Origin of the sequence: Flavobacterium sp. YO64 (assembly GCF_004119505.1) — a bacterium.
GTDB classification, from domain to species: Bacteria; Bacteroidota; Bacteroidia; order Flavobacteriales; family Flavobacteriaceae; genus Flavobacterium; species Flavobacterium oncorhynchi.
The window spans coordinates 107,369-120,206 of record NZ_NRQV01000008.1 but is presented as its reverse complement, the minus strand read 5'-3'; the positions used below and the strand labels follow the sequence as shown (position 1 = coordinate 120,206).

At 32.8% G+C, this 12,838-nt stretch carries 10 protein-coding genes; 1 reads left to right on the top strand and 9 read right to left on the bottom strand.

Going from position 1 to position 12,838, the window contains the following annotated elements:
- Positions 1–13 precede the first annotated feature (13 nt).
- Entirely contained in the window at positions 14–1,615 is a 1,602-nt protein-coding gene (locus BOW57_RS07765; protein WP_129053648.1) for a S8 family serine peptidase, read from the bottom strand.
- A 42-nt stretch (positions 1,616–1,657) separates the two neighbouring features.
- Positions 1,658–2,845 carry a tRNA 2-thiouridine(34) synthase MnmA gene (gene mnmA / locus BOW57_RS07760; protein ID WP_129053647.1) on the bottom strand — a complete coding sequence of 396 codons (1,188 nt, stop codon included), beginning with the start codon at positions 2,843–2,845 and terminating at the stop codon, positions 1,658–1,660.
- Positions 2,846–2,986: 141 nt separating this feature from the next.
- On the opposite strand from mnmA, the gene BOW57_RS07755 reads away from it, so the two are divergent.
- Entirely contained in the window at positions 2,987–4,864 is a 1,878-nt protein-coding gene (locus tag BOW57_RS07755) for a PEP/pyruvate-binding domain-containing protein (RefSeq protein WP_129053646.1), read from the top strand.
- On the opposite strand, the gene BOW57_RS07750 is transcribed toward BOW57_RS07755, so the two are convergent.
- The 7 genes from BOW57_RS07750 to nagB form a co-directional block, all read right to left on the bottom strand.
- Complete coding sequence (locus BOW57_RS07750; RefSeq protein WP_129053645.1) at positions 4,865–5,422, bottom strand: DUF4956 domain-containing protein; 558 nt, start codon at positions 5,420–5,422, stop codon at positions 4,865–4,867.
- 175 nt (positions 5,423–5,597) lie between these two features.
- Entirely contained in the window at positions 5,598–6,314 is a 717-nt protein-coding gene (locus BOW57_RS07745) for a toxin-antitoxin system YwqK family antitoxin (RefSeq protein WP_129053644.1), read from the bottom strand.
- A gap of 95 nt (positions 6,315–6,409) precedes the next feature.
- A complete protein-coding gene (yidC, locus tag BOW57_RS07740; protein WP_129053643.1) occupies positions 6,410–8,320 on the bottom strand; it encodes a membrane protein insertase YidC in 1,911 nt (636 codons plus the stop codon).
- Between the two features lie 80 nt (positions 8,321–8,400).
- Positions 8,401–10,014 carry a CTP synthase gene (locus BOW57_RS07735; RefSeq protein WP_129053642.1) on the bottom strand — a complete coding sequence of 538 codons (1,614 nt, stop codon included), beginning with the start codon at positions 10,012–10,014 and terminating at the stop codon, positions 8,401–8,403.
- A gap of 253 nt (positions 10,015–10,267) precedes the next feature.
- Positions 10,268–10,420: a hypothetical protein gene (locus BOW57_RS20595; RefSeq protein ID WP_164973676.1), complete on the bottom strand. Its 153-nt coding sequence runs from the start codon at positions 10,418–10,420 to the stop codon at positions 10,268–10,270.
- Between the two features lie 48 nt (positions 10,421–10,468).
- Entirely contained in the window at positions 10,469–10,699 is a 231-nt protein-coding gene (locus tag BOW57_RS07730; RefSeq protein WP_129053641.1) for a DUF3820 family protein, read from the bottom strand.
- Positions 10,700–10,900: 201 nt separating this feature from the next.
- Positions 10,901–12,829, bottom strand: a complete 1,929-nt coding sequence (gene nagB / locus BOW57_RS07725) for a glucosamine-6-phosphate deaminase (protein ID WP_129053640.1) — start codon at positions 12,827–12,829, stop codon at positions 10,901–10,903.
- Positions 12,830–12,838: the final 9 nt, after the last annotated feature.

Below are 12,838 nucleotides of genomic sequence, written 5' to 3'. Positions count from 1 at the left end.
GCAGATTGGGCTGTTATTGTTTGATTATTTTTCCTGTTTTATGCAGACCTTCACTATCAAAAGTATAAAAGTAAAGTCCGCTGGTTAGAATTTCAACAGAAAGTAATGGATTTTGATTTGTGATTTCTTTTTCTATTAATTTCTGCCCTAAAATAGAGTAAATTGAAACTGATGCTTTAGGATTAGTAAATGAAAAAGAAATATTAGTTTGAACTGGATTTGGATAAACCAAAAAATCGGCAGCAGATTGAAACGTTTCTACACCTAAGGTTGAACCAAAATTTGGAATTCCGTACCCATAATTATTATCAGGACTAGTATAGCGATCTGCAGACTGCAGTATCATTTGTCTAATTTCTTTGTTATTTTTTGATGGAAAAGCCTGCCATAAACAAGCTGCCATTCCTGCCATTATTGGACAAGCAAAAGAAGTTCCGTTTGTTGTTCCAATATTTCCTGCTGCATTAGAAACAACTGCTGCAACACCTTGAGCCATAACATCCGGCTTAATTCGATTATCAAAACTTGGTCCGATAGAACTTGAACCAGCTTTCACTTTTGAAGCATTAACAGAACCAACGGTAATAACCGAAACCGCATCTGCGGGCCCGCCAATATGTGGTTCTGCAGTTGTTCCTTCATTTCCAGCTGCAGCCACTACAATCATTCCCTTACTAAAAGCTATTTCAGCACCTCTTGAAATAAAATTTGTTGTGCCATTCATATCGCTGTAGGTATGACTATAACTTGGCTCGTCATATCCAAAATATCCTAATGAGGTTGTTATAATATCAACTCCAAAAGCATCTGCCTGTTCTGCCGCTTCAACCCAATACGATTCTTCAACAGGATTTTCACCACTATTATCTTCTGTAATAAACAAATAATAAGAAGCATCTGGTGCAGTTCCCACCAAAGAATTTTCCGTATAGCCGCCCATTGTAGATAAAACTGAGGTTCCGTGACTATTACCAGAATAAAAATCAGCACTTCGATTTACATAGTCGTAACCGCCTAAAATCAAATTATTATCTCTTAATCTCTTAAAAGGCTGTGTTGTATTTACTCCCGGAAAACCTCCGTCTAAAACAGCAATTATTTTACCTGAACCTGTATAGTTTTGTTGATGCAGTACTTGCCCATTCAACATTTGAATTTGATTTGCAGAATTCCCGTAAGAGTAATCGATTGTTGTATTTAGCTTTTCTTTTGTTTTTGCCGCAGCATGAACAGCTGCTGGTTTTGCTGTTGTGTTTAAAGCTTTATTAGCAAAAACTATTTTATCAATAAAAGCAAAGGATTTTAATGTTGTAATATTGGCTTGCGTACCTCTAATATGAATTGCATTGAGCCATTTTGACTGAGCCATTATAGAAATCCCCATGCTTGCTTTAACCTGATTTACATAGGTTATTTCAATGGGAGCATCTGAAATATTTAAGGCAATATTTTGCTTTGTACGACGATCTAAAGATCGTTGTGATAATGTTTGTGATGGATTATTAAAAAAGTCCTGAGCATTTGGTTTTCCAGTAAAATATACCCAAGCATCTTCACTCTGAGCAAATGCCAAAGTGGAAACGAATATTAAAAGAAAAACAAAATAATGTCGCATAAATACTTTTTTAAAAGGAAAACCCCGTAAAAAAGTATAAAGCTAAGAAATTACTCCCGAACCAACTAATTCATTTTTTAAATACCAAGCCACAAATTGACCTTCGGTAATAGCAGATTGAGGCTCTTCAAAACGAACATACATTCCATCTTCAAATTGATGTAAAGTGGCTTTTTGCAAAGGCTGACGATAACGAATTCTAGCCATTACTTCCATTGTTTCACCAGTTTTCAAAGTCAAATCTGTGCGAATCCAATGTATTTCAGATTTCCCAACAAACAAGGCTTTTTTAAATAAACCTGGATGATTGCTCGTTAATCCTGTATAAATAGTATTGGTATCAACATCAGTCGCAATAACAAACAAAGGATCTGTGGTACCTCCAACATTTAAGCCTTTTCGTTGTCCGTTAGTAAAATAATGTGCCCCTTGATGATTGCCCATTATTTTTCCCATTGTTGGAAGATATTGCGGTTTTTGTGCGTCTAATTTCAAATCATCTTCAAGTGATAAACCAGCTGGTTTCTCGATATTGTAAATTGGATCATTTTTATCAATTTGAACAATTTTACCTTCTTTTGGTTGTAATTTTTGTTGTAAAAACTCAGGCAGACGCACTTTTCCAATAAAACATAAACCTTGCGAATCTTTCTTTTCGGCTGTAACCAATTCCATTTCAGCAGCAATTTCACGAACTTCTGGCTTAGTTAAAGCTCCAATTGGAAATAAAGCTTTTGATAATTGTTCTTGTGACAATTGACATAAAAAATAAGATTGATCTTTGTTAACATCATTTCCGGCAATTAATTGATATACCGTTTCTCCATCCACTTCAATTTCACTTTTTTGGCAATAATGTCCAGTTGCAACATAATCTGCTCCCAGACTTAATGCAATTTTCATAAAAACATCAAATTTGATTTCGCGGTTACAAAGCACATCAGGATTTGGAGTTCTTCCTTTTTCATATTCATTGAACATATAGTCAACGATTTTTTCTTTGTATTGTTCACTTAAATCAACAGTTTGAAACGGTATGCCAAGTTTTTCAGCAACTAATAAAGCATCATTACTATCTTCTAACCAAGGACATTCGTTAGAAATAGTAACTGAATCATCGTGCCAATTTTTCATAAAAAGCCCAATAACTTCGTATCCTTGCTGCTGTAATAAATAAGCTGCAACACTAGAATCTACTCCACCTGAAAGACCAACAACTACACGTTTCATTTTAAAATGTTTATATTTTACAAGGGTGCAAAGGTAAGCCAAATTATAGATAATTACAGTAGTTTTAATTGGTTTATATAATCCTGCGGTAGATAAAACTTATTGTTTAATTAATTACTTTTATTATTCAATAAAATCGTCATGCAAAAATACATTTACACTCTGTTATTCTATTTTGTTTTGATGTCTTTAAGTGCTCAAAAGCACTCGTCAACACTATCAGATTATGAAGCTTTTAAGGCATTTAGAGGAAAACCTTTGTCTGATAAATTTTCGAATATAGAATCTGTAAAAGTAATTTATGATTTACGAAAACAGAAAATGTATTATTTCAACAGTACATTGATTCCGCTTCATTATGATTTCGTACTAAATTATCTGCATTACAATCAAGATTTAGAAGTTTTTAATAATGAGAACTACAGCAATACTCAAAAAGACCGTGACTTTTTACTCGGAAATTTAAATCATATTAAAGGAACGGATAAGTGGATTTTTGAACTCGCAGCTTCAGATCATATGCCGATCCCGCTTATAGAACGTTTCTTTAATCTTGTGGTAAATTCGACTTTTATTGGAAAAAATCTAAAATTCTATTTGAATAATCCTGAGCAAATGGAATGGTTTCAGCAGAATAAATTTAAAATTCCCTGCGTAAAATCAGATTATATTTTTAATGAACTTACCTACCAAGAAGTGGTTTCTGGAAGTAATATTGGCATCCTAAAACAATATAAAATCAAAGATTTAGAACGGATCAAGCCCAATTCGAATGAAATTGTAATTTTAGACGGTACGCCAGATGTTTTGCCTAATGTAAGAGGAATTATTGTAAATGAACTGCAAACGCCATTAAGTCATTTAGTTCTATTAGGCAAAAACCGAAAGATTCCTATTATGGCTTATACTAAGGTTTTTAAAGATGCAAACATCAAAAAACTGCTTTCTAAAAAAGTGGAATTAAAAATTGAAGTTGATACTTTTTTCATCAAAGAAACCGATAAAAAAATAGTCGAAAAGGTAAATTCTAAAAAGAAGAAACTTACTATTGACAACACGGTAACTGATCTCGTTGATTTATCTAAAGTCCCAAAAAAGGGAGTGAATTATATTGGATCAAAAGCTCAAAATATGGCATATTTGATAGCTGTTTCAAAAGAAATTCCATTTAAAACACCAGAAAATGCACATGCAATTCCGTTTTATTTTTATACGAAACACATTCAAAAAGAATCAATTTCGCCATTAATAAATGAACTTTTAACTTCCACAAAGAAAGATTCAACGATTTGGATCAACAAACAATTGAAAAAAATTCGGGATGCCATTAAAAAAGAGCCTGTTGATCCTGTATTATTAGCAAAACTAAATAAAACATTTAAAAATGCTCAATTCAAAAACTTTAGATTTCGCTCCTCAACTAATGCCGAAGATCTTGATGATTTTAATGGTGCAGGATTATACGATTCTAAAACAGGAATTTTAGGCGACAGCATTAAAACTTTCGAAAAAGCCATAAAACAAGTATGGGCAAGTGTTTGGAACGAAGCTTCGTATAACGAAAGAGAACTTTTTGGAATCGATCAGCACAATATAGCAATGGGGGTTTTAGTACATCGTTCTTTTCCCGATGAGTTAGCCAATGGCGTTATCATTACAAAAAACATCTTCAGAGAGAACTTTCCAGGTATTACAGTTAATATCCAGAAAGGCGAAAACTCTGTTGTAAAACCCGAAAAAGGCGAAATCTGCGAGCAATTTGTCGCTTATCATTTTAATTCTGGAACTAATGATGACGATTTTGATATTGATTATACTTCAATTTCAAATTTAAACAATAACGAGCCTTTACTGAACCGAAAAGAAATGAGCCGACTTTTTCTTGTGAGCAGCAAAATTGAAGAAAAAATGTATCGTTACTGGCGAAAAAACACCTATCATCCAGTTGATATCGAATTTAAAATTGTGGGAGAAAACAGAGATCTTTACATCAAACAGGTTAGACCGTTTAATGAATAATCAATAAAAAACTAACAGATCAATTTCATTTGAAACGGTATTGACCAAAACAATTTTAAAGTCAAAATCTTCAAGATTAATTTTTTCCTGAATTGCTTTTCTAATGTTTCTATTTTCTAAAGAAAAATCACTTATCAGCGGGATTTTTACATCTACAGTATTCAAATACTTAGAAGCTTTTTTATTGACTATCATCGAAGCTGCGATATAAAAACCGATTATGATGATTTGGAAAAATAAAAGGATCTCGATTTTTTCAAAAGGATACATAATATCTAAAATCGAAAGTGTGATAGTGGCAAAAAGAAAAATTATTGCATTTACTGTAAAAGACTGTGTTCTAAATCTTAGAATAGAAAAAATGGCGAATAAGCCAAATCCTATTCCAACGCCAATTTCTATTTTAGTAAACAAATAGCAAAGTGAAAAGGTACAAAGACCGACGATAACCATCAACGGATTTATGGTTTCATTATCTTTTCTGTTAGAGAAAAAATACAACAACAGAATTGAAAAAAACAATAATAAAAATCTTCCAATAAGTTCGTTTAAATCCATTTACTCAAAGTATTAGTAAATCAAATTTAGAAAAAAGATTGCTACAAACTTCCAATTCTAGTTTAAACAAAAAAAAGTCTGCCACGAATACCCCTAATTTGCACAAATTTTTATAAAAAAGTAATTCGTGGAAATTAGTGGAATTCGCGGCAAAAAATACTCTGCAATAAATTCTTTATTCTTTTATTGGTTTTGAATCAGCTTGATAACTGCTTTTAGGATCACTCATGTTTACTTCTTTGAGTAACTTTCCACCAGCATAAAATTGCCAAATTCCTGCTTTTTTTCCATTCACAAACTTTCCTTTTGAAGCTACTGCTCCATCAGAATCATAAAAAACAGCATCTCCGTTATACAAATTATCTTTATAAGTCGTTTGCTCTAGAAGCTTTCCGTTTTGCCCGTATTTTTTATAAACTCCATCTTTGCTCCCATTCTTATAAGTCATTTCTTCGGCAATTTTCGAATCAGGATAATAAATTAATTTCATCCCTTCCAATTTTCCATTTTTATAGTTTTCAAGCATCATAACTATTTTAGAAGCTTTATGATAATACTTCCATTCGCCCTCATGCGCTTTTCCAACTTCCTTACCTTCGCTTACTTTATTCTTGCTCTGATCAAAAAATGTTGTGTATGAACTTCCATCATTTGCAGTGAAGTCACGTGTTGCAATAACATCGCCTTTTTTTGTGTCATCAAAAAATTTAAAAACACCAGTCTCTTTTCCATGACTAAATGTTCCTTCATAACGAGGACGTTTAGAAACTTCATAAACTCCTTTCCAAACTCCATCTTTCTTACCGTTTACATCATTTTTATTAAAATCTTGTGCAGATAAAAAACAGGTGCTTAAGAAAAGTAATCCTACTATTATTTTTTTATAAATCATATTGTAATCAATTTTAAACTTTAACGAAAATGAGGTTCATAAAGTATAGCATAGATATAAAAAAATCTCGACTGAATCGAGATTTTTTTACTTTCTTATTTCTTTTTATTTTGAGCTTTTGCAGCTTCTTGCTGCTCCATTACATCTTGAAGACGCTGTTGAAACTTACTTGGTTTCTTTGGCTCTCTCAATTTGTTTTCTTGAATTTGAGCATGAATTTTATCACTGTCTACAATGTAGTTTTTAATTACAAACATAATTCCTATTGTAATTAAGTTAGAGATAAAGTTGTATAAACTTAAACCAGCACCATAACTATTAAAGAAAATTAACATCATTAATGGCGAAACATAAATCATGATTTTCATCATTTTTGCCATGTCTGGCATACCTTCCTGCTGAGGCGCTGCCATTTGCTGATCTCCTGAAGTCATTTTCATATAAAAGAAAATTGCAATTGCTGCCAAAATTGGGAACAAACTAATATGATCACCATACAATGGAATATGAAAAGGCAGCTTAGCGATCGCATCAAAAGATGATAAATCGTCTGCCCAAAGGAAACCTTTTTGTCTCAACTCAAAAGCTGATGGAAAGAACTGGAATGATGCATACATAAACGGAAGCTGAATCAACGCCGGAATACATCCTGCCATTGGGTTTACTCCTGCTTTATTGTAAAGCTTCATTGTTTCTTGTTGTTTCTTCATTGGGTCTTTTTTGAATTTTTCTCCCAACTCTGTAATCTCTGGACGTAAAACTTTCATTTTAGCCTGTGACAAGAATGACTTATAAGTAATTGGCGACATAGCCAATTTAATAATTATTGTAAAAATGATAATAGCAATTCCTAAAGACAATCCAACTGTTGAACTCAAGAATCCAAATAATGGAATAAAAATAAGTCTATTAATCCAACCGAAAATTCCCCAACCTAAAGGAATAATTTTCTCAAAATTTTTATCGTACGATTTTAATACTTTGTAATCTGCTGGTCCAAAATACCAACTCATTTTATAATCAACTTCACCATTAGAAAACGCTAAAGGCACATTAGTTTTAAATTGTTTAGTGAAAACAGTATCGATTTTTTCATCATTTACCAAATTAGTAGACTCTAATTTAGAAGTTGCAAATGGTTTTTCAGTTAACAAAATAGATGTAAAAAAGTGTTGTTTGTAAGCTATAAAACTTACTTTTTCAACAGTTTCTTCTTCATGTTTACCTAATCCTGCATAATTTATCTTACCATCTTCATGCTCATAATAAATTTCAGCATAACGGTTTTCATAAGAAATACTCTTTTCATTTCTATATGTCTTTAAATCCCATTCTAAATCCAATGGCTTAGCAGAATTTAAAACTCTATTTAATCCTTGAGAACGGATATCAAAACCAACTAAATAATCGTTTGGTTTTAATACATATTTGTACTCTAAGAATTCATTAGCTCCCGCTTTCAAACGCATTGACAAAACCTGATCCGCACCAATTTTTTCTAAAGTTGGTTCAAAAAATAAATCTTTAGAATTTAAAGTTCTATTGTCAATTGTTTGTAACTTAATATTTAAACTAGCATTATTATCTTTAATCAATTCAACTAATTGTCCTGAATTTTTCTCAAACTTCTTGAATTCTTTAAGAGTAGCTTCAACTATGTAACCACCTTTATTAGCGATTTTAAGTTTAATCTTTTCGTTTTCAATTGTTGTAAAAGACTCTTTTGCAGAAGGAAGTGCAGCTGAATATGCGAAACCGCCTAATGTTTTTTGCAATTGCGCTAATTGTAATGTATCACCAGGAGTTGCTGCAACGGTTGATGCAACAGCAGTTTTTGCTTTATCCGCCTGAGCTTGAGCTTCTTGTTTAGCAACTAATTCTTTCTTGGCTTTTTCAGCAGCAATTTCTTTCTCAGAAGGCTGATTTTGATACATTATCCAAATCAAAATTCCGAATATCAATACAAAACCAATGATTGAATTAAGGTCTAATTTTTTTTCTTCCATTATAATTTAAAAAAGTTATTCGTTGAAGCTTATTAGTAATGAGTTTCACTCAAAAGTTACATCTTCTAGAATATTAATTATTATTTTTTATGCGCATTTACTGCAGCTGCCACAAAGTTTACAAAAATTGGATGTGGGTTTGCAACTGTACTTTTGTATTCTGGATGGTACTGCACTCCAATAAAGAATGGGTGATTTTCCAGCTCTACAATCTCTACTAATCCTGTATCCGGATTAACTCCAGAAGCTTTTAAACCTGCTTTTTGCAATTCATCAGCATATTTATTATTGTACTCATAACGGTGACGGTGACGCTCTGAAATTGTTGTTTCACCATATATTTTATGTGCTAAAGTATTTGGTTTAATATCACATTTCCAAGCTCCAAGACGCATTGTACCACCTTTGTCCGTAACTGTTTTTTGCTCTTCCATTAAATTCACAACTGGATGAGCCGTTTTTTCGTTCATCTCTGTTGAGTTAGCATCTGCATAACCTAAAACATTTCTAGAATATTCAATAACAGACATCTGCATTCCTAAACAAATTCCGAAAAACGGAATGTTATTTTCACGTGCATAACGAACTGCTTCAATTTTTCCTTCAATACCTCTTTCTCCAAAACCGGGAGCAACTAAAACTCCATCAAGAGTTCCTAATTTCTCTTTGATATTATCAGCATTAATATGCTCTGAGTGAATAGAAATTACGTTTACTTTAGTTTCATTTGCAGCTCCTGCATGAATAAACGCCTCTAAAATAGATTTGTAACAATCCTGCATTTCTACATATTTTCCAATCAAACCAATATTTACGGTATGTTTTGGATTTTTTAATCTGCGTAAAAAAGTATTCCAGTTTTTTAAATCTGGAGACGCTTTTTTAGGTAAATCTAATTTTTTCAAAGCCACAACATCTAATCCTTCTTCAAGCATTAAATTTGGAACTTCATATATTGTTGAAGCATCGATCGATTGAATTACTGCTTCTTTTTTAACATTGCAGAATAAAGCTAGTTTTTGACGTAATTCCTGAGACAATTCATGCTCTGTTCTACATACTAAAATATCAGCTTTAATACCGCTTTCCATCAATGTTTTTACAGAGTGCTGTGTTGGTTTTGTTTTCAACTCACCTGCAGCAGCCAAATAAGGAACTAATGTTAAATGAATAACAATTCCGTTATTTTCCCCCAATTCCCAAACTAATTGACGAACAGATTCTATATAAGGTAATGATTCAATATCACCTACAGTTCCACCAATTTCAGTAATAACAATATCGTAATCGCCAGATTTACCCAGCAATTGCATTCTGTCTTTAATTTCGTTTGTAATATGAGGAACAACTTGAACTGTTTTTCCTAAAAACTCTCCTCTTCTTTCTTTTTCAATTACCGAAAGATAAACTCTTCCTGTAGTTACGTTATTTGCCTGAGAAGTAGGAACGTTCAAGAAACGTTCGTAGTGACCTAAATCTAAATCTGTTTCCGCTCCATCATCAGTAACATAACATTCTCCATGTTCGTACGGATTCAAAGTACCTGGATCCACGTTAATATACGGGTCAAATTTTTGAATTGTTGTACGATATCCTCTTCCTTGTAACAATTTTGCTAAAGATGCCGCGATAATACCTTTTCCTAATGAAGAAGTCACACCTCCTGTAACAAAAATATATTTTGTTTGATTCATTCTGTTGTTGTTTGTATGTAGTTGTGTAAAAAACTTGGCAAAAGTACAAATTTAATTAGACAATTTATCAATTCGAGAATGAGATAATTTGCAAATTTTTAAACAGAACGATTACTTGGTTTTGTAATCGATAATTTTAACTTTTTATTAGAGATTTTTTTGAGGATTATCTCTAAAAAGACATAATGCAGTTTGTTTTCTATAAAATTCGATTTTAATAAAGCTTGCTTTTGTTATGAAACGAAAGTAATTTCTAAAAACTTAATGTAATAGCCCATCTTTCCCTCAACTCTACATTTACACCTTTATTTTTAGCTGAAATATAGCTGGCCGCGTTTTTAGAAACAACTATAACTTCATCTTTGAAAACTGAAACATCTTCCTGATTTCCCGTAACTTTAAGCACTTCTATATTTAAAACATCAGTCTTACTATTTCAAATCAACATTCTGAACTACGGCTTAGGATACTGCTTCTTAATATTCCGAATCAACTCTTCCAAGCCATTTAATTTTAACTCATAAATTAACTGAAGCTGCTGTCCTAGCTCTCCTTTTGGAAATCCTTTGTTATGATACCAAACCACATAATATTCCGGTAAATCTATTAAAAAGCGACCTTCGTATTTTCCGAAAGGCATTTTGGTATACGCTAATTTTATGAGCAGTTTTTTGTCTTGTTCCATAGTCTAGAAGAAAAAAGAAGCAAGAAGAAAGAATTGATCTTTCTTCTTGCTTCAATTATATGCAAAGCTATTATTATTTTTTATTATTTCACTACTCCCGGCAACTATCGGGATAAAAAGATTTAAAAAAAATATCGCCACGAATTCACGAATTAAATTGAGTATAATTCGTGAATTCGTGGCGAATAAAAACTTAGCTCCTTAGTAATGCCATCTCACAAATGCTTCCATAGCTGCGTAAGTCGCCAAACCTAATTGGTGGTACAAAGCTGCTGTTTCTGCATTTCTGTCTTCGGCTCTCTGCCAGAACTCTCTAGCATCTGTTCCTTGAAAAACAACACCGTCTTTTTGAGATTGGTGTTTGAAGATTCCGTGACGTTTTGCTAAAACTTGGTCTGGACTCATTGGTACAGCCATTTCAACCTCGTCAATTCCCCATTCCTGCCAAGCTCCACGGTATAACCACAACCAACAGTCATCCATGAATGATTTTGGTTTTAAAGCTTTTACTGCTTCAAAAATAGCATCTAAACAAACTTTGTGTGTTCCGTGCGGATCTGCTAAATCTCCTGCTGCATAGATTTGGTGCGGTTTAATTTTTTCAATTAAATCCATTGTTAACTGAATATCTTCCTGTCCAATTGGTTTTTTCTCAATTGTTCCTGTTTCATAAAACGGAAGTTCCATGAAATGAATCTGCTCGTCTGGCAATCCAACAAAATGACTTGTTGCTCTCGCCTCACCTTTTCTGATCAATCCTTTAATGTAACGTACTTCAGGAATATCAATTTCACTATTCTTTTTATTCTCTAAGAATGTTTGTGCTTTTTTGTAGATGTTATCAGCCTCTTCGCTTTTGATTCCGAATTTTTCATTGTAATCAATTACGAATCTAGCAAAACGCAGTGCTTCATCATCAGCAACAGCAATATTTCCAGAAGTTTGATATGCTACGTGTACTTCATGTCCTTGTTCTTGCAAACGCATGAAAGTTCCTCCCATACTAATGATATCATCATCTGGATGCGGGCTGAAAATCAAGACACGTTTTTTAGCAGGCTCTGCTCTTTCAGGACGATTTGAATCGTCTGAATTTGGTTTCCCGCCTGGCCAGCCAGTAATTGTATTTTGTAATTTATTAAAAATCTTAATATTAGTATCGTATGCAGGACCTGAATCAGCTAATAAATCGCTCATTCCGTTTTCGATATAATCAGCATCAGTAAGCATTAAAATTGGTTTTTTAAGATCTAATGCCAACCCTAAAACTGCTTTTCTTGTTAATTTATCAGTCCATTCAATTTTCTCAACAAGCCAAGGTTTGTTGATTCTTGTCAGTTTTGAAGAAGCTTCTTTATCTAAAATAAAAACTGCATTATTATGCTCTTGCAAGAAAGAAGCTGGAACACGATTTGTAACTTCGTCTTCAACTGATCTTTTTACAATATTTGCTTTTCCTTCACCCCAAGCTAATAAGATAACTCTTTTAGCTTCCATGATTTTTTTAACTCCAAGTGTAATTGCAGTTCTTGGTGTATTGTTTAATCCAAAAAAGTCTTTGCTTGCTGCTACTCTAGTAATATGATCTAAAGCTACTAAACGTGTTTTTGAGTTTTGAAGTGAACCAGATTCGTTAAAACCAATGTGTCCATTTCCTCCAATTCCTAAAATCTGTAAATCGATTCCGCCTAAAGCTTCAATTTTTGCTTCGTATTCGTGGCAATAGTCAGCAATTTGTTCTTTAGTTAAAAGTCCGTCAGGAACATGAGCGTTCTCTGGTAAAATATCGACGTGATCAAAAAGTAATTCTTTCATAAAACGAACATAACTGTTGATAGAATTTGGCTCCATCGGATAATATTCATCTAAGTTGAAACTGATTACGTTTTTAAAACTCAAGCCTTCCTCTTTATGCAATCGAACTAGTTCAGCATAAAGTCCTTTTGGAGATGAACCTGTTGCAAGACCTAGAATACAAGGTTGATTTTCTTTTTGTTTCGATTGAATTAAAGCTGCAATTTCTTGAGCAACTGCTTTTGAAGCTTCGTTCGAATTTTCAAAAACAACTGTGTTGATGTTTTCGAATCGCTTTTCGAAACCTGTTGCTTTGTCGATTTTACTTTTTAACATGATATAGTA